The 23,280-nt window shown below is 58.4% G+C and carries 20 protein-coding genes; 6 read left to right on the top strand and 14 right to left on the bottom strand.

Annotated features, from left to right (window positions below; translation table 11 throughout):
* Positions 1-49 precede the first annotated feature (49 nt).
* Positions 50-706: an OmpA family protein gene (locus B3M52_RS02430; protein WP_036210301.1), complete on the top strand. Its 657-nt coding sequence runs from the start codon at positions 50-52 to the stop codon at positions 704-706.
* Between the two features lie 282 nt (positions 707-988).
* Entirely contained in the window at positions 989-2,281 is a 1,293-nt protein-coding gene (locus tag B3M52_RS02425) for a S8 family peptidase (protein ID WP_198324912.1), read from the top strand.
* 44 nt (positions 2,282-2,325) lie between these two features.
* On the opposite strand, the gene B3M52_RS02420 is transcribed toward B3M52_RS02425, so the two are convergent.
* Both B3M52_RS02420 and serA read right to left on the bottom strand, forming a co-directional pair.
* Positions 2,326-2,610: a hypothetical protein gene (locus B3M52_RS02420; RefSeq protein ID WP_007154450.1), complete on the bottom strand. Its 285-nt coding sequence runs from the start codon at positions 2,608-2,610 to the stop codon at positions 2,326-2,328.
* A gap of 199 nt (positions 2,611-2,809) precedes the next feature.
* A complete protein-coding gene (gene serA, locus B3M52_RS02415; protein WP_036209606.1) occupies positions 2,810-4,039 on the bottom strand; it encodes a phosphoglycerate dehydrogenase in 1,230 nt (409 codons plus the stop codon).
* Positions 4,040-4,219: 180 nt separating this feature from the next.
* Between serA and B3M52_RS02410 the strand changes: the two genes are divergently transcribed.
* Genes B3M52_RS02410 through B3M52_RS02400 form a run of 3 tightly spaced genes read left to right on the top strand, consistent with a single transcriptional unit; the run spans position 4,220 to position 6,887 of the window.
* Positions 4,220-5,623: an FAD-binding oxidoreductase gene (locus tag B3M52_RS02410; protein ID WP_036209609.1), complete on the top strand. Its 1,404-nt coding sequence runs from the start codon at positions 4,220-4,222 to the stop codon at positions 5,621-5,623.
* Positions 5,624-5,667: 44 nt separating this feature from the next.
* Positions 5,668-6,174: a DUF2244 domain-containing protein gene (locus tag B3M52_RS02405; RefSeq protein WP_075196562.1), complete on the top strand. Its 507-nt coding sequence runs from the start codon at positions 5,668-5,670 to the stop codon at positions 6,172-6,174.
* 32 nt (positions 6,175-6,206) lie between these two features.
* Positions 6,207-6,887 (top strand): SIR2 family NAD-dependent protein deacylase, encoded by a 681-nt coding sequence (locus tag B3M52_RS02400; protein ID WP_075196561.1) that lies wholly within the window; start codon positions 6,207-6,209, stop codon positions 6,885-6,887.
* Here B3M52_RS02400 and B3M52_RS02395 read toward each other — a convergent pair.
* The 5 genes from B3M52_RS02395 to B3M52_RS02375 all read right to left on the bottom strand — a co-directional run bounded on the left by B3M52_RS02395 (position 6,882) and on the right by B3M52_RS02375 (position 11,573).
* Entirely contained in the window at positions 6,882-8,189 is a 1,308-nt protein-coding gene (locus B3M52_RS02395) for an ABC1 kinase family protein (protein ID WP_075196560.1), read from the bottom strand. The genes B3M52_RS02400 and B3M52_RS02395 overlap by 6 nt on opposite strands.
* Positions 8,190-8,251: 62 nt before the next feature.
* Complete coding sequence (locus B3M52_RS02390) at positions 8,252-8,914, bottom strand: fumarylacetoacetate hydrolase family protein (RefSeq protein WP_075196559.1); 663 nt, start codon at positions 8,912-8,914, stop codon at positions 8,252-8,254.
* 42 nt (positions 8,915-8,956) lie between these two features.
* Positions 8,957-9,499 (bottom strand): adenine phosphoribosyltransferase, encoded by a 543-nt coding sequence (locus B3M52_RS02385; protein ID WP_036209624.1) that lies wholly within the window; start codon positions 9,497-9,499, stop codon positions 8,957-8,959.
* Between the two features lie 27 nt (positions 9,500-9,526).
* A complete protein-coding gene (locus B3M52_RS02380; protein WP_036209628.1) occupies positions 9,527-10,825 on the bottom strand; it encodes an NCS2 family permease in 1,299 nt (432 codons plus the stop codon).
* 127 nt (positions 10,826-10,952) lie between these two features.
* Positions 10,953-11,573: a trimeric intracellular cation channel family protein gene (locus B3M52_RS02375; protein ID WP_041332388.1), complete on the bottom strand. Its 621-nt coding sequence runs from the start codon at positions 11,571-11,573 to the stop codon at positions 10,953-10,955.
* 291 nt (positions 11,574-11,864) lie between these two features.
* Between B3M52_RS02375 and B3M52_RS02370 the strand changes: the two genes are divergently transcribed.
* Positions 11,865-12,845, top strand: coding sequence for an NADPH:quinone oxidoreductase family protein (locus B3M52_RS02370; protein WP_075196558.1), 981 nt, complete (start codon positions 11,865-11,867; stop codon positions 12,843-12,845).
* A 396-nt stretch (positions 12,846-13,241) separates the two neighbouring features.
* Here the strand turns inward: B3M52_RS02370 and B3M52_RS02365 are convergent, their stop codons facing one another.
* The 7 genes from B3M52_RS02365 to B3M52_RS02335 all read right to left on the bottom strand — a co-directional run bounded on the left by B3M52_RS02365 (position 13,242) and on the right by B3M52_RS02335 (position 23,199).
* Positions 13,242-15,071: a long-chain-acyl-CoA synthetase gene (locus tag B3M52_RS02365; RefSeq protein WP_075196557.1), complete on the bottom strand. Its 1,830-nt coding sequence runs from the start codon at positions 15,069-15,071 to the stop codon at positions 13,242-13,244.
* 71 nt (positions 15,072-15,142) lie between these two features.
* Positions 15,143-15,970, bottom strand: coding sequence for an SDR family oxidoreductase (locus B3M52_RS02360; RefSeq protein ID WP_075196556.1), 828 nt, complete (start codon positions 15,968-15,970; stop codon positions 15,143-15,145).
* Entirely contained in the window at positions 15,967-17,961 is a 1,995-nt protein-coding gene (locus B3M52_RS02355; RefSeq protein WP_127401735.1) for an acetyl/propionyl/methylcrotonyl-CoA carboxylase subunit alpha, read from the bottom strand. The genes B3M52_RS02360 and B3M52_RS02355 overlap by 4 nt, the downstream gene beginning before the upstream one ends.
* Before the next feature lie 321 nt (positions 17,962-18,282).
* The gene (locus tag B3M52_RS02350) at positions 18,283-19,101 is read right to left on the bottom strand and encodes an enoyl-CoA hydratase/isomerase family protein (RefSeq protein WP_127401734.1); all 819 of its coding nucleotides are present in this window, start codon (positions 19,099-19,101) and stop codon (positions 18,283-18,285) included.
* A gap of 177 nt (positions 19,102-19,278) precedes the next feature.
* Complete coding sequence (locus tag B3M52_RS02345; protein ID WP_075196553.1) at positions 19,279-20,439, bottom strand: acyl-CoA dehydrogenase family protein; 1,161 nt, start codon at positions 20,437-20,439, stop codon at positions 19,279-19,281.
* 266 nt (positions 20,440-20,705) lie between these two features.
* Positions 20,706-22,322 carry an acyl-CoA carboxylase subunit beta gene (locus B3M52_RS02340; RefSeq protein ID WP_075196552.1) on the bottom strand — a complete coding sequence of 539 codons (1,617 nt, stop codon included), beginning with the start codon at positions 22,320-22,322 and terminating at the stop codon, positions 20,706-20,708.
* Between the two features lie 10 nt (positions 22,323-22,332).
* The gene (locus tag B3M52_RS02335; RefSeq protein ID WP_075196551.1) at positions 22,333-23,199 is read right to left on the bottom strand and encodes an SDR family oxidoreductase; all 867 of its coding nucleotides are present in this window, start codon (positions 23,197-23,199) and stop codon (positions 22,333-22,335) included.
* Between the last annotated feature and the right edge of the window lie 81 nt (positions 23,200-23,280).

The raw sequence follows: 23,280 nt of genomic DNA, 5'->3' as shown, positions 1-23,280 counted from the left end.
GGCACCATGCCGCGAACAGTCATACCTTGGAAAGACTTTGGAGAATGCCGTGAAGAAAACGATTGTAGCTTTTGCCGTCGCCACCGTGGGTCTTGGCGGCTGTATGACATACGATCCTTACACCGGTGAGGAAAAAACCTCTAGCGCCACGAAAGGCAGCATTATCGGGGCCATTGGTGGTGCCGCCGTCGGCGCTGCAACCTCCAGCAGCAGTGACCGTGGCAAAGGCGCACTGATTGGTGCCGCATCCGGTGCGGCCATTGGTGGTGGTATCGGTTATTACATGGATAAGCAGGAAGCGCAGTTGCGCCGCAAACTCGAGGGTTCCGGTGTTCGCGTTGTACGCAATGGTGACGAAATTGAACTGGTCATGCCGGGCAACATCACCTTCGACGTCAACCAGTCCTCCATCAAGCCGTCGTTCAGCAACACGCTGGAATCCGTGGCGCTGGTACTGAAGGAATTCGACAAGACCATCATTCAGATCGAAGGCCATACCGATAGCACTGGCTCGCGGGATTACAACCAGTTGCTGAGTGAGCGCCGCGCTGGGTCAGTCAGGGATTTCCTTTTGAATCAGGGTATCGCACCCAAGAGGACCCGTGCGACAGGTTATGGCCCGCGCTACCCGATTGCCTCCAACGACACTGAAAGCGGACGTGAACAGAATCGTCGCGTCGAGCTGACACTGGTTCCCATGCAGTAACATCAGCCCAGGCTGAATCAGCGACTCCGGATCATGCCCGCGTCCGGAGCCGCTTCCCTCCCTTTTTGCTCCTTCCCCATTCTGCCATCAGCTTCAATTGTCAACATCGGCCTTTGTGCATTAAAGGTTGTTTAAGAGAGCCGAATTGGCCTCATCTGACCTGAATCGCCCTTCAATGCATGGAACGGTGAAGGGGAATGTCCCGTGGTGGAACATAAGGCTCTATGTTGTCCGTTCCCGGTGAGCCTCAATCATGGAAAATGAGCAAATGGGAGATCTGCTTTGACAACAACGATCACAAAAACAATTGGTTTTACCCTCAGTGTTCTCTTGGCCGCCCCGGCCTTCGCAGAACTGTCGGATGGTGTCGGCCTGACGGGCACTTCGGAAGCCTCCGAATCCGCGCTTCAGCCGGGAGATCGCATACCGGGGCGCTATATCCTCACACTGGCCCCGTCGATTCCTGACATGCTGGGGCTTGCCGACCTGCAGGCAAGCGTCGAATCGCTTCTGGTGGCCGTAGGTGGTGGTGATATTCTGCATGTATACCGAACTGCGATGACCGGTGCGGCGGTCACGATGACAGAGCCGCAGGCAGCACTGTTGTCATCCCTGCCTGGCGTGCTGGCAGTTGAGCCCGACCAGGTTGTTGCCGCAAATGCGGTGACGCAGGGTGATGCCACCTGGGGGCTGGACAGGATCGATCAGCCGGTGCTCCCCCTGGATGAGCAATATAGCTACCCGTCCTCTGCCGGTAACGGAGTCAGTGTCTATATCATCGACACAGGTCTGCGGGATAGCCACGATGAGTTTGCCGGACGGGTGATTGAAGGCCGTAACTTTGCGGTGAACGATACGGGCTTGCTGGGGTTGGGTGGGTTGCCGTTGATCGGCCCGATCGTCAACATTGGTGGCGAGACTGACCCGGAAGACACCACAGACTGCAATGGTCACGGGACCCATGTCGCCAGTACCGCAACTGGCACCGTCTATGGCGTTGCCAAGAACGCATCCATCTCGGCCGTGCGGGTGTTGGATTGCTCCGGTGCCGGTTCTAACGCGGATGTGATCGCAGGTGTTGACTGGGTGGCTGAGAACCATCAGGCGCCGGCCGTTGCCAATATGTCCCTTGGTGGAGGAAATTCAGACGCTCTGGACGATGCCGTGCGTGGTGCGATAGAGCAGGGAGTGACGTTCGTCGTGGCCGCCGGTAACAGCGATGCTGACGCCTGTTCCGGCTCTCCAAATCGGGTTGCATCAGCGGTAACCGTAGGAAGCACTACCCGCGAGGATCAACGATCGTCGTTTTCCAACCACGGAGAATGTCTGGACCTGTTTGCCCCGGGGTCTGACATCACCGCGGCCTGGTACCAGGAGGACGATGAAGTAAACACCATCAGCGGGACCTCTATGGCATCGCCACACGTAGCGGGCAGCGTTGCCCTGATCCTGGGGGCTGAACCCGATCTGTCACCGGCATCGGTCAGCACCAGGCTGGACGAGCTGGCGACCAGAAATGTACTTGGGAGTATTGAAGAGGGCTCTCCCAATCGTCTGCTAAGAGTGCCGCAGTAATGCTTGAGGGCCGGAACGATCCCGTTCCGGCCATTTATCGTTTCCTAGTTCTTCCCGCCGGGAAGCCACTCGTCAATCCTTGCCTTCAGGTCCCGCAACTGGTCTTCCCCTGAATCCCGGATTTCCGAAATCTTCTTGCGTGCTTCTTCGACGTGTTCTTCCAGCGCCTGAATGCGCTCGGAGAAATCTTTCTGGATTTCAGCCTCTGCCTGGTCGTCCTGGGCTTTTGCCATCCTTTCTTCAGCATCGGCCTGCAGGCTCTGGATCTGTTTGCTCCAGTACTCGGTCTGGGTTTCCAGTTTTTTCTGCAATGACTCCTTCAGTGACATGGAATGCTCCTTGGAGTGAATGTTGGATGCAATGTTAAAGCTTTCACTTCCATCATGGCTGCATCTGATGACATCTCAAGGTCAAGTGCCCTAAAAGAGGATTAATAAGAGGTCATGTGCGGGAGTTGGCCTGTTTGGCCATAAAAAAGCCGGGACCTGTTGGCCCCGGCTTCTTTGTGGTGCTGAAACACCGTCTGGATCAGAACAGCACGCGGCAGCGGATGGTGCCTTTGACTTTCAGCAGTTTCTCAAGTGCCAACTCGCCGTACTCCTTGTCGACGTCGATCACCACGTAACCAATGTCTTCCTTGGTTTGCAGGTACTGGCCACAGATGTTGATGCCGTTTTCCGAGAACACCTGGTTGATTTCCGACATCACGCCCGGCACGTTTTCGTGGATGTGCAGCAGGCGGTGCTGGTTCGGATGTGAGGGCAGGGCCACTTCCGGGAAGTTCACGGAAGAGACAGACGTGCCGTTGTCGCTGTACATGGCCAGCTTTTCTGCCACTTCGCGGCCAATGTTTTCCTGTGCCTCAATTGTGGAGCCACCGACGTGCGGAGTCAGGATCACGTTGTCGAACTCGCGCAGTGGAGAGATGAACTCTTCATTGTTGGACTTGGGTTCAACGGGGAAGACATCAATGGCGGCGCCCAGGAGCTTGCCACTGCCCAGGGCATCGGCCAGGGCGTCAATGTCTACCACGGTACCCCTGGAAGCGTTCATCAGGATGCTGCCCGGCTTCATCTGGGCAAACTGCTCGGCCTTGAACATGTACTTGGTGGACGGCGTTTCGGGAACGTGCAGGCTGATCACATCGCAGGTGTTGAGCAGCTCCTGCAGGGTGCCTACCTGGGTGGCATTGCCGATGGACAGTTTGGACACCACGTCGTAGAAGTACACGTCCATGCCCAGGCCTTCGGCCAGCACGCTGAACTGGGTGCCGATGTTGCCATAACCGATGATGCCGAGCTTCTTGCCACGGATTTCGTAGCTGTCTTTGGCGGACTTCAGCCATTCACCACGGTGGGCCTTGGCGTTTTTCTCAGGTACGCCGCGCAGCAACAGAATCGCCTGGGCCAGAACCAGCTCCGCCACACTGCGGGTGTTGGAGAAAGGTGCGTTGAAAACAGCGATACCGCGACGGGTGGCCGCCTGAAGGTCAACCTGGTTGGTGCCAATGCAGAAACAGCCCACCGCTACCAGCTTCTGGGCAGCGTCGAATACCTTCTCGGTCAGCTGGGTGCGTGAGCGGATACCCACGAAATGAGCGTCGGCGATTTTCTCCACCAGCTCGTCTTCGGCCAGTGAATGAGTCAGGAATTCGATGTTGGTATAGCCTGCGGCGTTCAGGGTATCAATGGCGGACTGGTGCACGCCTTCCAGCAGCAGGATGCGGATTTTGCTCTTTTCAAGAGACGTATTTGACATGGGCTTGCTTCCGAACCTTTCGTCACATGAAATGACCCGTGAGGACCGCTGTTGGCGGGCGGGCTCACAGAACAGGGGCGGTATGATACCATAAACGCAGATTTTCACAGCGCGTCGGACCACCTGAATCAACTCTGCTTAACGACGCCCTGATTAACCCTTTGCGAGACCGGACTATCCATGAATCCTGAACAGATCGTTGCCTCCCTCAAAGCCCTGATGGAAGCGGGCCAGACTCCCGGAAAAGTGCTGACTGACGCGGCCGACCTGGAAAATTACGGCAAGGACTGGACGAAGATCTATCCACCCAAGCCCGTGGCCATTGTTTTGCCCAAGACGACGGAACAGGTGCAGGCGCTGGTGAGGTTTGCCAACGAGAACCAAGTGGCTCTGGTGCCTTCTGGTGGGCGCACCGGCCTGAGTGCCGGAGCCGTGGCGGCCAATGGTGAGGTTGTGGTGGCGTTTGACAACATGAACCAGATCCTGGACTTCAGCGCCAGCGACCGCACCGTGAAGTGTCAGGCCGGGGTAGTGACGGAACAGCTGCAGACCTATGCCGAAGACAACGGCCTGTACTATCCCGTGGATTTCGCCTCGGCCGGCTCCAGCCAGCTTGGCGGCAACCTCTCCACCAACGCCGGTGGTATCAAGGTGATCCGCTACGGCATGAGCCGGGACTGGGTGGCTGGTCTGAAAGTGGTCACCGGCAAGGGGGATATCCTCGATCTGAACAAAGATCTGGCGAAGAACAACACCGGGTACGACCTGCGCCATCTGTTTATCGGCGCGGAAGGCACTCTCGGATTTATTACCGAGGCCACCATGAAGCTCTCTCGCAAGCCGGATAATCTGACCGTGCTGGTGCTGGGCCTGAACGACCTGACCAACACCATGGACGTGCTGCAGGCGTTCCAGAAGCAGATCGACCTGACCGCCTACGAGTTCTTCTCCCATCAGGCCATGGGGCATGTACTGGCCCATGGCCAGGTGCAGGCGCCGTTCGAAACCGAGGCGCCGTACTACGCGCTGCTGGAATTTGAGGCGGTGTCCGATCAGGTGATGGACGATGCCATGGCGCTGTTCGAGCAGTGCGTGGAAAACGGCTGGGTGCTGGACGGCGTTATCAGCCAGAGCGAAACCCAGGCCCTGAACCTTTGGCAACTGCGGGAACGCATTTCAGAGTCCATTGCACCGCGTACGCCGTATAAGAACGATATCTCTGTGGTGGTTTCCAAGGTGCCGGGGTTCCTGCAGGAAATCGACGCGGTGGTCACCGAGCACTACCCGGATTTCGAGATTATCTGGTTCGGCCACATCGGCGACGGCAACCTGCACCTGAACATCCTCAAACCGGAAGACCTTGCCAAAGAGGATTTCTTTGAGAAATGCCAACAGGTGAACAAATGGGTCTTCGAGATTGTCGAACGTTATCAGGGCAGTGTGTCTGCCGAGCATGGTGTCGGCATGACCAAGAAGCCGTATCTGGAGTACACGCGCAGCGCCGCTGAAATTGCCTACCTGAGGGGCATCAAGCAGGTGTTCGACCCCAAGGGTGTGATGAACCCCGGCAAGATATTTGACTGAAGGCGTTCAGGCGATGCGGGTGGTGGCTCCTGGGAGCGACCTGAATGGTAGAGCAGCTTTCCGAGTGTGAAGGCGACTGTTTTCTCCTGACCCCCAACCGGTCCATGAACTGGCGGGGCAATATCCGCATTTGGCTTGCGGCTGTGTTGCTTTCGCTGGTTATTTCCACTGGCATGCTACTGGCCGGAGCATGGCCGGTATTGCCGTTCGCGGGTCTTGAGTTGACCGCATTGGCGGCGGCGTTCTACTACACCTCCCGTCAGTGCCAGAGGCGCGAAGTGCTCACGTTCGCACCGGAGCTGATCCGCCTGGAAAAAGGCCTGACCCAGAAGGAGCGGGAATGGGAGCTGCCCCGGCGCCACACCCGCGTATGGCAGGACATGCCACGTCATCCCTGGACTCCCCCAAAGCTTCACCTGCAGTTCCGGGGCGAGGAAATTTCCCTCGCACCCTTTCTCAATATCGATGACACCAAGGAACTGGTTGCGATCCTGGAGAGGCATGGGCTGAGGGTGGAAAAACGGCGCAGGCCGGAGAAGCTCTGGTTCTGACTACATTCATCTGACAATCAAAGTGTTGCTGTATGAAAGATCACATCGTTGTGCTCAGCGGCGCCGGTATGAGCGCCGAAAGCGGACTCTCCACGTTTCGCGATAATGGCGGCCTGTGGGAACAACACAGTGTCTATGACGTGGCGACGCCAGAAGCCTTTGCCCGAAACCAGGAACTGGTGCTGCGCTTCTACAACGAACGCCGGCGGCAGTTGAAGTCGGCACAACCAAATGACGCCCACCGCTTGCTGGCGGAACTGGAGCAGCATTACCGGGTAACGATCATTACCCAGAACGTGGACAACCTGCATGAGCGGGGCGGCTCCAGCAATGTTATACACCTTCACGGTGAACTCACCAAAGCCCGCAGTTCGACGCATCCGGAACTGATTTACGACATCGGATTCAACGACATACAGCCTGGAGACACCTGTGATCGCGGTTCCCAGCTTCGGCCGCACATCGTATGGTTCGGCGAGGAAGTGCCGATGATCGAGGCCGCAGCGGAGATCGTGCCCACCGCAGATCATCTGCTGATTGTGGGCACGTCCCTGCAAGTCTACCCCGCAGCCGGGCTGGTGGATCTGGTGAATTTCGATGTGCCGGTAACGGTCATCGATCCTGGTGAACCGGCCAGCCTTTCGAGGGCGGAGGTTATTCGCAAGGGCGCCGGTGAGGGCGTTGCGGAGTGGATGAAGGGGCTGGGGTTATAACGCCAGATACTCCTCGAGTTCTTCCCGAAATGCTGCTTGCACCCCCAAACGCTTCATCATCCAGTAATGGCCGGCAATCATTCGGTCAATGAAGATGCTCTCTACCGGCGGCTTGAAGTAGTCCAGGTACTTGAACACGGTGGTGGTTTTTGCAGCGACGTCCTTGTGCAGCTCTGACTCGGCAAAATCGTAGGGCGTATCGCTGTCAAAGGGCTGAATCAGAATGTCCCGCCACATGGCATAGTAGGCTTCGTCCACCGCCGGCTGTGATTCCACGCGAGCACCAAGGGCGATCAGGTGGCGATCCAGGGCGGCGTAATCCTCTTCCAGGGCGGAGACCAGGGCGTTGCGATAGGCCTCGACGATTTCCGGCTTCAGCTTTTTCACGCAGCCAAAGTCATAAAGGATGATGGTGCCATCGGGCCGGTAGGCGAAATTGCCGGCGTGGGGGTCGCCATGGATGCACTGGTAGCGGAAAAGCTGGTCCGCCATCATGGTGAAGATGCGGTGCCCGATCAGGTTGATGGTGTCCTGAGCGTATCTTGCGGGGGTTACCTCGCTGATATGGTCGCCTTCCACCAGCTCCATGGTCAGTACCCGCCGGGACGAGTGGCTGGCAAAGACGGTCGGGATCTCGATCCAGTCGTCATTGGCATGGAACGCCTGGAATTCCTTCAGGTTGCGGGCCTCGTTCTCGTAATCCAGTTCCTCTTTGAGCCGCACCCGGATTTCGTCGAACAGCTGGTCGACGTGCTCTTTCGGCATTTTCAGCAGGCCGCCCAGTTTCAGGGCCATTCGTAGCTGTTTCAGGTCGCTGTCGCAGGATTCGTCCACGCCGGGGTACTGAATCTTGACGATGACATCGGTGCCGTCGTGCAGGCGGGCCCGGTGAACCTGGCCGATGGACGCCGCCGCGTAGGGTTTTTCCTGCAGGTACTCGAACAGTTCTGACACCGGTTTGCCCAGTTCGCTCTCCACCTGACCGACAATCACCTCGAACGGCATGGGCGGGGCCTCTTTCTGAAGCCGCTCAAGGGCATCCGAGAATTCCCGGGGCAGAAAGTCCTGGGTCTGGGAGGCAATCTGGCCGACTTTCATGACCGCGCCCTTGAGCTCACCCAGGGTGTCGACAATCTGGTCCGCCATGCGGGTATAGCTCTCAGAGCGGGCGCCCTCGTTGTCTTCCTCGCTGCGGAATATCCGGCGCGCACGCTGCCCGGCATACTGACCGGCCACGGACGCCGTCATGCCTGCCAGTCTGAAGAATCGTCCGCTGCGTGTGGTAACCGGTTTCTTTGCCATGCCTGTTATACGTCCTGAAGAGCCGATGGACCTGAGGAGGATCGCAATGTCCCATGCCCAGCCTAGAGCACGGTGGTCTCCACAAACAAGGCGTCTTCCAGTTCCAGAGACAATATCTGGCCGGATTCCAGGGGGCCAACGCCTTTTGGTGTACCGGTAAGAACCACATCGCCGGGCATCAGGGTGAATTGGGTGCTTATGTGGGCGATCAATGGCACGATCGGGTTCAGCATATCCCGGGTATCACCGGTTTGCTGGCGTTCGCGGTTGATGTCGAGGGTAAAGGTGAGATGGTCTCGGCGGAGACGGTCGATACACACGAAGGGCGACAGTGGGCAGGCACCATCAAAGGCCTTGGCGCGTTCCCAGGGCTGGCCTTTCTCTTTGAGCCGGGATTGCACGTCTCGCAGCGTCAGGTCCAGCGCCAGGCCGTAGCCAAGGATAGCGGCTTCGGCGTCGCTGGCCGACGCATTGGTCAGTGGGCGGCCGATCAGCACGGCCAGCTCGGTTTCAAAATGAACCGCGCCCTGGTTGCGTGGGAAGTCCAGGGGGCGGGTGATGTGCACCGCGGAGGTTGCCGGTTTGATAAACAGCAGGGGCTCATCGGGAACCGGGTTGTTCAGCTCCCGGGCATGTTCCGCATAGTTACGACCGATGCAGACGATTTTGCCCAAGGGCAGGTTAACCGGTGTTCCGTCTTTCCAGTGGTGCTGATAGTCAGGCATGGCCGCTCCCGTCGTGCGTTATGGAAGGGAGCGAGACGCTCCCTAATCACCCTCAAAAGAGCAAACAGTATAAACCTTCAACTCCTCTTCCTGCAGCTTGCGTGAGCCCCCCAGGTCGGGGAGGTCAATCATGGCAGCCACTTCGACGATCTCGGCGCCAATTCTGCGAATGAGCCGTGAGGCGGCCAGCATGGTGCCGCCGGTGGCGATCAGGTCGTCCACCAGCACCACGTTGTCGCCGGGCTTGAAGGCATCCTTGTGCAGTTCCACCGAGGCGGTGCCGTACTCCAGTTCGTAGTCTTCCACCAGGGTATCGAACGGCAGCTTGCCTTTCTTGCGGATCAGTACCAGCGAGGCGTTCAGCTCATAGGCCAGGGCGGAGCCGATGATAAAACCACGGGCATCTACGGCGGCAACGGCATCAATATCGTGGCCGTGGTAGCGGTGAACGAAGGCATCAATCAGCTTGCGGAACGCGGTGCGGTCCTGGAGCACGGTGGTGATGTCGCGGAAGGCGACGCCTGGCTTGGGCCAGTCTGGCACGGTGCGAATGGCTTTCTTGATGCTTTCTGAAAAATAGTCCATAGCGTGTCCAAGCGCTGAAAGCGCAGCTTAGGCTGCGTCCAGGAAGATGAATTTCAGGATAAAGACCACGGCGATGATGACCACGCTGGGGTTCAGGTCCGACCAGCGGCCGCTCAAGGCCTTGAGGATGGCATAGGTAACGAAGCCCAGGGCAATGCCGTTGGCGATCGAGAAGGTCAGCGGCATCATCAGGGCGGTTACCACTGCCGGTGCGGCTTCGGTGACGTCGTCCCATTCGATCAGCTTCAGGCCGCTGGCCATCAGCACCGCGACATAAAGAAGCGCCGGAGCGGTGGCGTAAGCCGGAATAATACTGGCAATGGGCGAGAGCAGCAGGCACGCCATGAACAGCGCCGCGACGACCACAGCGGTCAGGCCGGTGCGGCCACCGGCGGAGATGCCGGCGGTGGATTCGATGTAGCTGGTGGTGGTGGAGGTGCCGAGGGCAGCGCCGGACATGGTGGCTACGGAATCGGACATCAGCGCACGGCCCAGCCGTGGCAGTTTGCCGTCCTTGTCCAGCAGGCCACCGCGCTGGGCGGCGCCGATGAGGGTGCCGGAGGTGTCAAACAGGTCTACAAACAGAAAGGCGAAAATCACGCTGATCATGCCAATGTTCAGCGCCCCTGCGAGGTCCAGCTGCATGAAGGTCGGCGCCAGACTTGGGGGCGCGGACGCAAAACCATCGTACTCCACCATGCCCAGCCCCATGGCTGCTGCTGTCACGGCAATGATTCCGATCATCACCGCACCGGTGATCTTGCGGAAGGACAGAGCACAGATCAGCACGAAACCGCCGAAGAACAACAGGCTCTCGGCCACTTTTACGTCACCCAGACCAACGAGGGTGGCGGGGTTATCAATCACGATGCCGGCATTTTTCAGCGCGATGAGCGCCAGAAAGAAGCCAATGCCGGCGGAGATGCCAAAACGCAGGGACATGGGAATGCTGTTGATGATCCATTCCCGGACTTTGAAGATACTCAGCAGGAAGAAGATAAAGCCGGAAATGAAGACAGCACCCAAGGCCACCTGCCAGCTATAGCCCATGCCGCCAACAACGGTGAACGAGAAGAACGCGTTCAGGCCCATGCCCGGCGCCAGCGCGATCGGGTAGTTGGCCCAGAGCCCCATGATCAGGGTGCCTATGGTGGCCGCCAGGCAGGTCGCCACGAATACCGCGCCGAAGTCCATGCCGGTAGCGGAGAGAATGCTGGGATTGACCACGATGATGTAAGCCATGGTCAGGAAGGTGGTAAAGCCCGCAAGTACCTCTTTGCGAACTGTGGTGCCATTAGCCTGGAGCTTGAATAGTCGTTCTAGCATGACGTATGCCTGCCTTACAGGGTGCTGAATGGGGGTTGAATGAACCGGTTTCAGGAATTGGGTGAAAAAACGGCAATGTTACCGGCTGGAGGCGAGAACGCCAAGGGACGATTGATCATCGGTAGCCTCATTGCACTGTTCGCCTGTCCCGCTGGAGGCGGATGTCGAAGCGCACAGCCAGCAGTCGGGTGATGAAAATAAACAAGAGGCCAATGGTCATGGCCAGGGATTCGCTCTCCAGCAGCCACTGGCAAACAAAGTATAGCCAACAGCCGGCGAAGGATATGGACGCGTAGATCTGGTCTTTGCGGAAAATCAACGGCACCTCATTGCAGAAGGTGTCACGCAGTGCACCACCAAAAGTACCGGTCATCACGCCCAGGAGTGACGCCACAAACCAGGAGTGGCCAAGGTCCAGAGCCAACTGCGCGCCGAGGATTGTGAAAACACCCAGGCCGAGAGCATCAGGAAGCAGGATGCGCGATTCGCGGATACGCTCGACACGGTGCCAGTAGCTGAACACAACGGCCATGCAGAGGATCAGGATAGGTTGCTCCTGATGCTTGATCCAGTACAACGGGTGATTATCCATCATCAGGTCACGAAGGGTTCCTCCCCCCAGGGCGGTCACGAAGCCGATGGTGAAAACGCCCACCGGGTCCATGTTCTTGGATCGGGCGATCAACATGCCGGAGATCGCAAAGGCAATCACACCGGTCATTTCCAGCACGTAAATTATGTCAAACATCTCTGGCCCTAAGCCGCGTATTGCGAACGCTGTGATCCGTTCCCGCTTTTTGAAGCGTGTTTGAGGCATATCTTGAAGCTGTTACGCGTATTGAGCAATGACTATGTCTCTGATTCGTCTGGCCTATGCCAGTGAGTCATTTTTCCGATCAGAATAAGTCCAGCTAATCCGGAGAGATTAGATTTCTTTATTTGCTTCATGATCCGACTCTGTTTAGGTTGATAACCATCCATTGATGTTGTCCTCTATCGACCGTCCAAATATCGACTGTCCTACAACGGAGTCACGAATATGAGAGCGATCCTCTGCAAGGAATACGGCCCGGCGGAGACGCTGGTGATTGAAGACGTCACCAGCCCCGTCGTGAAAGGTCACGGGGTCAAGGTGCGCGTTAAGGCTGCCGGCCTGAACTTCCCGGATACCCTGATCATTGAAGGCAAGTACCAGCTCAAGCCCACCATGCCGTTTTCTCCCGGTGGAGAGATGTCTGGCGAGGTAATTGAAATCGGCGAGAAAGTCACTCGCTTCAAGCCGGGTGACCGGGTTGCCGGCCTCACCGGCTACGGTGCCTTTGCCGAAGAGGTGGTCGTCCCGGAGCAGAACATCCTGCCCATTCCCGAGTCCATGTCCGACGAAAAAGCGGCTGCTTTTTCCATGGTCTATGGCACCTCGTATTACGCTCTCAAGCAACGCGCCAATATCCAGCCGGGGGAAACTCTGTTGGTGTTGGGTGCCAGCGGCGGTGTTGGCCTGGCAACGGTGGAACTGGGTAAAGCCATGGGCGCCCATGTGATTGCGGCAGCCAGTACGGCAGAGAAGCTGGCGGTGGCGAAAGAGGCCGGTGCCGACGAGCTGATCAACTACACCGAAGAGCCGTTGAAAGACGCGGTTAAACGCCTGACCAACAGTAAGGGCGTGGATGTGATCTACGATCCGGTCGGCGGTGATTTTACGGAGCAGGCGTTGCGCGCCATGGCCTGGAACGGCCGTCACCTGATCATCGGCTTCGCGGCTGGAGATATCCCCAAGATTCCGGCGAACCTGACGCTGCTGAAAGGCTGTTCCGTTGTTGGTGTCTTCTGGGGCAGCTTCACCCAGCGTGAGCCTCAGAACAGCGCCCAGAACATGATGGAGCTGCTGAAGCTGTTCTCCGAAGGCAAGATTAATCCGCGAATCAGTGAAGTCTATGACTTCGAGGATTACGAGAAGGCCCTTGGGGCGCTGACTGGGCGGACGGCTACCGGGAAGGTTGTTCTCAAGGTCGGTTCTTAAGGCTTGGCTTGGTGCTGGCCTCTGAATCTAGCCTGATGGTTCAGGTGATTGGCCATGGCTGACAGGGACTCCCCAAAAACGCTACGAGCACATCCATGTGCGCTTGACTCCGGCCGTCCCTGGCCGGAGACATTTTGGTGAGTCCCTGTCAGCCAAGGCCTGCGGACCTCGGGGATATACCGGTACATGATGAAACCGTAGGGCGGAACCTTCCATGATTTGACAGCACCGGTGGGAACCCCCTCCCAAAAATGTGCGGAGCCATGGATGGCGGAGCCCAAGCGCACATGGATGTGCTTGAAGCGTTTTTTGGGAGGGGGTTCCCACTGGTGCAGCCCCCAAAGCCAAACAGGCTAGGGCCAAGATACACAGGCACCACCATAGGCCCAGGAAAACTCAAAACCGGACATCACCCGAATCAATCTGGGCAACCAGCTCAGAAGTCAACCGGGTATAACCATCTGTACCGGGTAACCAGGCGTAAACCTCCTCCCCCGGTTTGTCGATGGAATAACCGGCTTTCTGGATATCCACCTTGCGGTACTTGAAGGTCCCCGTTTTCTCGATGGCACTGGTTACCCGAACAAACACCGGAATCGCATAGGGCGGCAGGTTGTCGCTCAGGTACCGGAACAGTCGGTTTACATCAAATTCATGGCCATTGGCGTGGGGAACCAGCGTTACCATGCCGGCCTTGCCGTTGGTGCCCGGAATCTCCACCCCATAGACAATGGCTTCCTCCACCATATTGGAACCGTCGATGATGTTCTCCACCTCTGTGGTGGATACGTTCTCGCCCTTCCAGCGGAAAGTGTCGCCCATGCGGTCCACGAACTGCAGGTGTCCGCAGCCGATTTCTTTTAGCACGTCACCGGTGTTGAACCACTGGTCGCCTTTCTTGAAGGCGTCCCGCAGGATCGATTTTTCCGTGGCTTCTTTCTGGGTATAACCCTCGAAGGACCACTTCTTGGTGATCTCGCCGATCAGCAGGCCCGGCTCGCCCTTTTCGACTTCCTGCATGAATCCGCTGTCGTTCCGAACCGGGTCGCGGGTGCCGTCGTGGAATTTGACCAGTTTGTAGGGGGCGGTGGAAAAGCCAACGGTGTTGTCCAGGTTGAAGAAATTGCTGAAGGCGATGTTGCCCTCGCTGGAGGCATAGAGTTCCGCCACGGTTTCGATGCCAAAGCGTCCCTTGAACTCCTTCCAGATGGACGGGCGCAGGCCGTTGCCGATCATCTTGGTGAGGTTGTGATTGCGGTCCTGTTCGCTGGGGGGCTGATTCAGCAGGTAACGGCAGAGTTCGCCCACGTAGCCGAAAGTGGTTGCCTGGAAATACCGCACGTCGTCCCAGAACGCGCTGGCGGAGAATTTTCGACGCAGGGCAATGGCAGAGCCACCGGCCATCACGGATCCCCAGCACACCAGCAGGGCGGTGCCGTGGTACAGCGGAAGGGTGCAGTAAAGGACATCGTCCGGTCTCATGTCCAGGGACATCATGCCGAACCCGCCGTAGGCTTTCATGAACTTGCGGTGGCTGCCCGGCGCCGCCTTGGGTAAGCCAGTGGTGCCGGAGGTGAACAGGTAGATGGCGGTGTCACCCATAGTGGGCGGATCGGCCGGCTTGGGGGCCGTATTCCGATGGGCGCTGACCGTTGCCGCCATGTTCACATAGCCCTCCGGTGCATCGCCGAAGATGTTCGTGGTGTTGGTATCGGCCAGGAACAGGAATGGGTTGGGGTGGCTGGTCCTGATATCGGCTTTCACGCCGTCAAAGGCCTCCACCAGTTCCTCGCCCACAACGACCATTTTAGGACTGACCAGATTGATGCTGTGTTCCAGTACGCGCCCCTTCTGGGAGGTGTTGAGCATGGCACAGGCCACGCCCACCTTGGCGGCACCGGCGACCACGGCGAGCAGCTCCGGGCGGTTTTCCAGGAATACGGCGATGGTATCGCCCCGGATAAGGCCCTCTGTCTTCAGGAAACCGGCAATGCGGTTGGCCCAACCGTTGAATTCCCGCCAGGTAATGCTGCGGTCTTCGAACAGGATGGCCGGGCGGTGTCCGTATTTTTCGGCGTTGCGGTCCACCAGGGTGCCAAGGGTCAGGTCCTTGTTCTCGTTTTTGACCGAGTAGTAGTAATAGCCCTTGGCAATGGCGGGAAATCGCCGGAGTATGCCCGGCAGGCTGCGAGCAATGTCACGTGGGGATACGTTGTCCTGGGTCATAGGGTCATCCGTCAGGGTCAGTGTGAAACGTTGTTGTTTGTTTTGCCCCCGGACAACGAATGGCTCCGGGGTTAATCCAGAAACAGGTCCGGCAGCAGGGGCTTGTCGCCTGGCTGGTACCGGTAGTGTTCGAAATCCGTTACGCCGTCGGCCCTGAGCACGTCCTCATCGATCAGGGACTGACCGGTCATTGCCCCGGCAGGACGGCTGAGGACGCTCAGTGCGGCGTCCGCCATGATGTCTGGCTTGCGGCCCTGGGCCATCATTTGCGGGCCGCCCACTTCAAACTCAATGGCGGCCGTGGCGATTAACGTTTTAGGCCACAGGGTGTTCACTGAAACCCCGTAACGCCGAAACTCCTCGGCCATACCCATGCTCAGCATGGTCATGGCGTACTTGGTGGTGGTGTAGGGCCCATACTGGGCGAACCACCGGGTATCCAAATTCAAAGGCGGCGACAGGCTCAGGATATGGGCCTGGTCGGACTCCTTCAGCCAGGGCAATGCCGCCTGACTGCAGAGGAATACGGCGCGAGCGTTGACCTGATGCATCAGGTCGTACCGGCTGACCTTCAGGTTCTCGACGCCGGTCAGTTTGATGGCGCCCGCGTTGTTTACCAGCGCATCAATGCCGCCAAAATGGTTCGCAGCTTCATCTATCCGCTGGCGCACCAGTTTTTCGTCTCGCACATCCAGCACCAGTGGCAGGGCCTGGCCACCTGCCTGTCGAATTTCCTCCGCCACGCTGTGTATCGTGCCCGGCAGCTTTGGATGCGGTTCGTCGGATTTTGCACCGATCACCACATTGGCACCTTCTCGGGCACAGGCAAGGGCGATGGCTCGCCCGATACCCCGGCTGCCTCCGGTTATAAAAACGGTTCTGTTCTTCATTGTGCTCATTGTCCGGCCTCCTCTGAGGTGACGTCTGTGGCAGTGATCTCTACCAGTAACTGGCTGCGTTTTACCTGGTCGCCTTTGGTGGCCAGTATCTCGCCGACCGTGCCATCGCGGTCGGCTTTTACCGGATGCTCCATCTTCATGGCCTCCAGGATGACCAGAGTGTCGCCCTGTTTCACCGCCTGGCCGGCCTGGACCAGAACATCAATAATGGCGCCGTCCATGGTGGCCTTGATACGGCCACTGCCGCTGGCGGCGGCACCGCTGGCCGGCTGGTGGGTCACGTCACGCACTGCCAGTGCCTGCCCGAACGCCTGCAAATATAGGTGATTGCCCTGGCAGTGATATTGGCATCGCTGACGAACGCCGTTGTCGATAATGCATAACAGGCCATCGCCCATGCTTTCAAGGTCGAGCTCGTATTGCTCTTCGCCCAGGGTCACGGTGACATGATTGCCGGCGCGGCGGACCAGCAGTTCCAGGGTTTTATCGCCGGTATCCAGTTTCATCGGACTGACAGTCGACGGTGCGTTGCTCCAGGCATTATTGAGGTCGGCCCGAACGTCAGGACGGCCTGAATTGCCATGGCTGAACACGCAGGCCGCCAACGCAAGCTCGCGGATGCTGATGTCTTTTGGTGCCAGGGATGGATCGTCTCTGAACGCCTGTTGCAGGAAGGCGGTGGTGGCCTCGCCTTCGCCGAAGGTGTCGTCCGCGATGATGCGGCTCAGGAAATAACGGTTGGTGGTCACACCGAATACAGTGGTGTCTTCCAGCGCCCTGAGCAGTCGACGACGGGCTTCGTTGCGATTGGCCCCCCAGGCGATCACCTTGGCCAGCATGGGATCATAGTGAGGCGTAATCGAGTCCCCGGAGCGCACGCCGGTATCAAACCGCAAACCTTCGCCTTCCGCAGGCTGGAACTGGTGCAGCTGCCCGGTTTGCGGTGTGAAGCCGTTGGCTGGGTCTTCTGCGTAAAGGCGCACTTCAATGGCATGGCCGTTCAGCTGGATCTGGTCCTGTGTTAGTGGCAGCGCCAGGCCCTCGGCCACGGAAAGCTGCCAGGCCACCAGATCCTGACCGGTGATCAGTTCGGTCACAGGGTGCTCCACCTGCAGGCGGGTGTTCATTTCCAGGAAGTAGAAGTTGCGGTCCTTGTCGGCGAGGAACTCGACCGTACCAGCACCTTCATAGTCACAGGCCAGCGCCGCCTTCACGGCAGCTTCGCCCATGGCCTGGCGCAGTTCGGGTGTTACAAACGGAGAGGGTGCCTCTTCGATGACTTTCTGATGGCGCCGCTGAACTGAACAGTCCCGTTCACCGAGATACACCGCGTTACCGTGTTGGTCTGCAAATATCTGGATTTCGATATGGCGGGGTTCAATAACCGCCTTCTCCAGAATCAGCTCACCATCGCCAAAGGCCTGCTTGGCTTCGGAGCGAGCCCGCTGAATGTTATCGGCCAGTTCCGCTGCCTTTTCCACCAGACGCATACCACGGCCACCCCCGCCGGCAGAGGCCTTGATCATCAATGGGTAGCCGATATTTTCGGCGGCGTTGATGAGTTCTTCGTCGCTGGCATTGTCGCCCTCGAACCCCGGCACCACCGGCACACCGGCTTCCTGCATGGCAATCTTCGATCGCCGCTTACTGCCCATCAGCTCAATAGCCGCCTCCGGTGGCCCGACAAACACCAGGCCGGCGTCTTTGCAGGCCCTGGCAAACCCGGAATTCTCCGACAGGAACCCATACCCCGGATGCACACAATCCGCCCCGGTTTTCCGCGCCGCCTCAATAATCGCCTCTGCGTTCAAATACGACGCCGATACCTGAGCCAGTCCGATACACACCGCCTCGTCGGCCAATTCCACGTGCAGGGCCTTGGCGTCTGCCTCGGAATACACTGCCACCGTCCGGTATCCCAGCGACTTCGCGGTTTTGATCACCCGTACGGCGATTTCGCCTCGGTTCGCTATCAGGAGCTTTTTTAGCATTTTTGCTGGTCTCATGGTTGGGTGGTTATCCGCTTTGGTGGGAGGGAGGCCCTGGTTCAGGACACGCCGTGAATACGTCCATGTAGGCTCCTAAAAAACATCCATGTTTTTTAGGGTCCTGAACCAGGGCCTCCCTCCCACCAAAGCTCCTTCCAACTGTTGTAATTGCATGTCTTTTTTTATGAGCGTTTTGCACGGTGTCTGGGGTCGGGGTTGATCCGGCTTTCCGGGACCGTCAAAAACATGGATGTTTTTGTCGAGCGTACAGGGACGTATTCACCGCGTGTCCCGGAAAGCCGGATCAATCCCGACCCTCCACCATCAGTCTGACTTGGCCCAAGAAGCCGGCCGTTTCTGCATAAACGCAAGAGTCCCCTCGGAACCCTCGTCACTGCGAATCGCCTCGGCAAACTTCCCGGCAGCACTGTCCAGAAGCCCACTCATCGACTCGTGACCAACGCGGTGCAACAACGCCTTGGTCTGGGCCGTCGCATTCGGCGCGCACTGCTGTACCCGGTCAACCGCATGGCCGAGCAACTCATCAATCTCAACTTCAGACTCCGCCACCTGGTGAACAATCCCCAGCCGGCACGCCTCATCCGCGTCCACTCGCAGCCCCAGCAACGCCAACCGACGCGCCTGCGTCAGCCCGATGCGCTCCACCACAAACGGCGCAATCTGCGCGGGAATGACTCCCAGGGTCGTCTCCGGCATACCAAACTTGGCTGTCGGCCCGGCAATCGCCACATCCGACACACAGGCCAATCCAAAACCGCCGCCCATCACCGCACCCTCGGTGACTGCAATCACCACCTTCGACGACTCGTTCACCTGTTGAATCATCTGGCCGAACGCCCGGTTCAGCCGGTAGAAAGGATCTTCCTCACCCTCGGAAGGCTTCTGCCCCCGGGCACCGGCCATGTCCTTGATATCCCCGCCGGCGCAAAAGTGGCCACCGGCTCCGCGAATCACCACGGCACGAATGCTGGCGTCGTTCTCAACCTGACTGAACACCGTCGACAGTTCCGCCACCATCTGCAGGCTCATGGCGTTCCGAACGTCCGGCCGGTTGATGGTGACGTGAAGGGCAGGCCCCTGTTTCTCCAGAACTAGCGTTTCGCAGTGAGGTAAATTTTCCATAGACATGACTCCAATACCGTTGTCTGGGGGCTGGTTGGCAGGAAGGTAGGGCCGTTTCGGGACCGTCAAAAACATGGATGTTTTTGTCGAGCGTACATGGACGTATTCACAGCGTGTCTCGAAACGGCCCTACCTTCCTGCCTGCCAGTCCTTCCCCCAATGCCAAAATCCAAAAAATCAGTCCCGCTGCTTACCAGGCAAAGTCCCCATCATCTTGCAGATAATCCCCAACATGATTTCGTCAGCACCGCCGCCAATCGACACCAGCCGCACATCCCGGAACGCACGGGACAGCGGGTTCTCCCACATGTAACCATTGCCCCCCCAGTACTGCAGGCAACTGTCCGTCACCTCACGCCCAAGCCGGCCAGCCTTCAGCTTGGCCATTGACGCCAGCTTGGTCACATCCTTGCCTTCCACATGCAGCTCACAGGCTTGATAGGTGAGGGCACGCAGGGCTTCCACTTCGGTTTGCAACTCTGCCAGGCGGAAGTGAATCACCTGGTTGTTGATCAACGGCTGCCCGAACGTTTTGCGCTCGCGGCAGTATTCAATGGTCTTGTTGATACAGAGCTCCAGCGCCTTGATCACGTTGGCCGCGCCCCACATCCGTTCCTCCTGGAACTGCAGCATCTGCATCATGAACCCGGTGCCTTCCGCACCGATCCGATAACGCTGCGGTACTCGCACATCGTCAAAGAAAATCTGCGCGGTCTCGGAAGAGCGCATGCCTAGCTTGTTCAGGTGTGGGCTGAAGGAAATGCCCGGCGTGTTCATGGGCACTACGATGAGCGACTTGTTCTTGTGGGGCTTGTCGTCGGAGGTGTTGGCCAGCAGGCAGATAAAGTCGGCTTTGGGGCTGTTGGTGATCCACATCTTGGAGCCGTTGATGACGTAGTCATCGCCGTCCTGTTTTGCGGTGGTTTTCATTCCCGCCACGTCAGAACCGGCGGCGACTTCGCTGACGCCGATACAGCCCACAATATCGCCGGCAATGGCCGGGGCAAGGAAGGTCCGTTTGAGTTCGTCAGAGCCAAAGCGTGAAATGGCAGGGGTGCACATATCAGTCTGCACGCCTATTGCCAGCGGCACACCTCCGCAATGGGCAGTGCCGAGTTCTTCGGCGGCCACCAGGTTGTAGCTGTAATCCAGCCCCATGCCGCCATACTCTTCCGGCTTCTGAATGCCCAACACGCCCAGGTTGCCGAGCTTCTTGAAGATATCGTGAATCGGGAACTCGCCGGCTTCTTCCCATTCGTCGCAGTGGGGATTGATTTCCTTCTCCACGAAATCGCGGACGGTTTTTCTGAGGGCTTCGTGTTCGGCTGTGAATTTCACGTTTTTGTTCTCCTGATTGATTGTTAGCCCGTGCCTATTTGGTGATGGTGCACGTTCTCTAGCTTGGGTGGCGGCTGTGTGGGCGGGCCTTCAGAAACACGCTCCTTCGGCACATCCATGTGACGCTCGGGCTCCGCCATCCATGGCTCCGCACGGTTTCTGAAGGCCCGCCCACACAGCCGCTTTGTCTATAAATTCGTTGCTTCCTGCAGGGCGTTTTTTGGGAGGCCTCCCGCTCCGGGGCCAACCACCATGACTAAGCTCCCCTAGAGGCGGGCAACGCCAAATGAATTAGGCCGCAACTGCCGAACCTCAGCCTCCCGACAAACCGACAGCACCAACGCCAGAACCCGCCGGGTATCCCGCGGATCTATCAGCCCGTCGTCCCACAACCGAGCTGTACCGAACAGGGCCGTAGAGCCGTCTTCCAGTTTCTTGGCCGTGGCCTGCTCCAGGAAATCCAGCGTTTTCGGATCTGGTTCCAGGCCGCCCCGGCGCTGTTTGTCTTCGGCCACAATGCGCATCACCTTGCCCGCCTGAGCAGGGCCCATGACCGCCGTGCGGCTGTTGGGCCAGGCGAAGATGAAGCGTGGGTCCAGGCCGCGGCCACACATCGCGTAGTTACCTGCACCATAGGAACCGCCGATCACAATTGCGACCTTCGGCACCCGGCAATTCGCCACCGCCTGGATCATCTTTGAGCCGTGTTTGATGATGCCGTTCTGTTCCGAATGGGTGCCCACCATGAAACCCGTGGTGTTATGCAGGAACAGCAAAGGCGTGCCGGCCTGGTCGCAGAGCTGGATAAACTGCGCTGCCTTGGTAGCGCCGGCAGGCGTGATCGGGCCGTTGTTGCCGATGATGCCAACCGAGTGGCCTTCAATGCGGATGGTGCCGCACACGGTCTGGTCGTCGTAGCCGTTCTTGAAATCCATGAACTTCGAGCCGTCGGCTATGCGGGCGAGGATTTCACGCACGTTATAGGGCTTCTTGGCGTCACTGGGAATTACGCCCAGCAACTCTTCGGCTGGATAAAGCGGCTCTTCCCATTCCGGCTCCCGTGATGGGGGTAACTGCTCGTTCCAGGGCAGGGCGTCGAGCACATTGCGGGCGTGGCGGATGCCGTCGGCGTCGTCCTCGGCCAGGTATTCCGCCGTGCCGGCCACTTCTGCGTGCATCTGTGCGCCGCCGAGCTCTTCATCGGTAGCGACTTCGCCGGTGGCCGCTTTCAGCAGGGGAGGGCCGGCGAGGAACATCTTGGCCTGTTCCCGCACCACAATCACATAGTCCGACAGCCCCGGCTGATAGGCACCGCCGGCGGTCGCATTGCCATGAACCACCGTTACCTGCGGAATGCCAGCGGCGGACATGCGTGCCTGGTTGGCGAAACCGCGCGCGCCCAGCACGAAGATATCCGTGGCGTAGTTCAGGTTGGCACCGCCGCTTTCAGACAGTGACACCACCGGCAGCTTGTTCTCCATGGCAATTTGTTGCAGCCGCAGGGTCTTGTCCAGCCCCGCCGGTGTGATGGTGCCGCCCTTGATGGCGCTGTTACTGGCCACCACCAGGCAACGAATGCCGCTAACCGTGCCAATGCCGGCGATAATGCCGCCTCCGGACAGGCTGCCATCCTTGTCGTCGTGCATCTTGTAGCCGGCCAGGGAGCACAGCTCCAGGAACGGCGTACCGCGATCCAGCAGGCGATTGATTCGGTCACGGGGCAACAGTTTCCCACGCTTGGTGAACTTCTCCCGCGCCGCTTCCGCCAGATCAAGAACCTTCTGCTCCACATCGCGGAAGGTGGCAATGTGCGCCTCCATCACCTCCGCGTTTGCGCGAAAGTCATCCGACTGGGGATTTACGGTGGACTCCAGTACCTGCATCGAATTCTCCTCAGTCGTCACTCAACACTTTTGGCGTGACTGCCCGGTGGAACCCATTAAAGGGCTCATTGTTCTTCGCTTTCGGGAACGGCCAAACTCGGCCCCCCTGGGACGCGGCGCCGTCAATTCGCAAACAGTCCCCACTGATAAACGCCGCCGCCGGGCTCAGCAGGAAACAAATCGCTGCACTGACCTCGGACTCCGTCCCCATTCGCTTAAGAGGCACGTTATCCCCGAGGCTACGAATCCACTGCTTCATATGTTCGGGATAGTTATCCATCCCACTGGAGGCAATCCAGCCCGGAGCCACAGCGTTCACCCGAACCCCGGAGCAACCCCACTCAACTGCAGCTGTCTGGGTAAAATTCACCATTCCTGCCCGGGCAGCGCCGGAATGCCCCATGCCAGGCATGCCGCCCCACATGTCCGCCACGATGTTCACGATGGCGCCGCCGGTTTTTGACAACACCTGATTGTAGGCTTCACGGGCAATGAGAAAGCCACCCGTAAGATTCGTGCGAACCACCGTCTCCCAACCTTTCTGGTTGATGTTTGCCAGCGGCGACGGAAACTGACCCCCGGCGTTATTCACGACGCCGTTCAGTCCGCCATGTTCCTCAATGATGGCCGTGACGGTCGCCTTTACAGACTCTTCCTCACGGATGTCGCACACGTGAGCGGAAGCAATACCACCGTCCTCAGTAATCTCGGCTTTCACCGCCTCAACCTTCTCAGCCTTCCGCCCAACGAGCGCAACCCGAGCCCCAAGCGCGGCGAGTTCATGAGCGGTACAACGCCCAATTCCGGAACCACCCCCGGTAACGATAAAAACCTGATCCCGAAAGAGATTCGGGTGAAAAACAGACTGATAGCTCATAACAAGAGGACCTTTTCAAATGTTCGGGCGCTCTGGTGGGAGGATATGTCCGGGACCGTCAAAAACATGGATGTTTTTGTC

The organism is Marinobacter sp. UBA2688 (assembly GCF_002352785.1).
GTDB lineage: Bacteria > Pseudomonadota > Gammaproteobacteria > Pseudomonadales > Oleiphilaceae > Marinobacter > Marinobacter salarius.
This window is presented reverse-complemented; position numbering and strand designations above follow the sequence as displayed.

Coding starts and splice junctions, on each gene's coding strand:
- B3M52_RS02375 (WP_041332388.1), bottom strand. CDS start 11,573: ATGTTTGACATAATTTACGTGCTGGAAATGACCGGTGTGATTGCCTTT.
- B3M52_RS02410 (WP_036209609.1), top strand. CDS start 4,220: ATGAATCCTGAACAGATCGTTGCCTCCCTCAAAGCCCTGATGGAAGCG.
- B3M52_RS02350 (WP_127401734.1), bottom strand. CDS start 19,101: ATGGAAAATTTACCTCACTGCGAAACGCTAGTTCTGGAGAAACAGGGG.
- B3M52_RS02405 (WP_075196562.1), top strand. CDS start 5,668: ATGGTAGAGCAGCTTTCCGAGTGTGAAGGCGACTGTTTTCTCCTGACC.
- B3M52_RS02395 (WP_075196560.1), bottom strand. CDS start 8,189: ATGGCAAAGAAACCGGTTACCACACGCAGCGGACGATTCTTCAGACTG.
- B3M52_RS02390 (WP_075196559.1), bottom strand. CDS start 8,914: ATGCCTGACTATCAGCACCACTGGAAAGACGGAACACCGGTTAACCTG.
- B3M52_RS02400 (WP_075196561.1), top strand. CDS start 6,207: ATGAAAGATCACATCGTTGTGCTCAGCGGCGCCGGTATGAGCGCCGAA.
- B3M52_RS02335 (WP_075196551.1), bottom strand. CDS start 23,199: ATGAGCTATCAGTCTGTTTTTCACCCGAATCTCTTTCGGGATCAGGTT.
- B3M52_RS02355 (WP_127401735.1), bottom strand. CDS start 17,961: ATGCTAAAAAAGCTCCTGATAGCGAACCGAGGCGAAATCGCCGTACGG.
- B3M52_RS02365 (WP_075196557.1), bottom strand. CDS start 15,071: ATGACCCAGGACAACGTATCCCCACGTGACATTGCTCGCAGCCTGCCG.
- B3M52_RS02380 (WP_036209628.1), bottom strand. CDS start 10,825: ATGCTAGAACGACTATTCAAGCTCCAGGCTAATGGCACCACAGTTCGC.
- serA (WP_036209606.1), bottom strand. CDS start 4,039: ATGTCAAATACGTCTCTTGAAAAGAGCAAAATCCGCATCCTGCTGCTG.
- B3M52_RS02340 (WP_075196552.1), bottom strand. CDS start 22,322: ATGCAGGTACTGGAGTCCACCGTAAATCCCCAGTCGGATGACTTTCGC.
- B3M52_RS02385 (WP_036209624.1), bottom strand. CDS start 9,499: ATGGACTATTTTTCAGAAAGCATCAAGAAAGCCATTCGCACCGTGCCA.
- B3M52_RS02360 (WP_075196556.1), bottom strand. CDS start 15,970: ATGAGCACAATGAAGAACAGAACCGTTTTTATAACCGGAGGCAGCCGG.
- B3M52_RS02370 (WP_075196558.1), top strand. CDS start 11,865: ATGAGAGCGATCCTCTGCAAGGAATACGGCCCGGCGGAGACGCTGGTG.
- B3M52_RS02420 (WP_007154450.1), bottom strand. CDS start 2,610: ATGTCACTGAAGGAGTCATTGCAGAAAAAACTGGAAACCCAGACCGAG.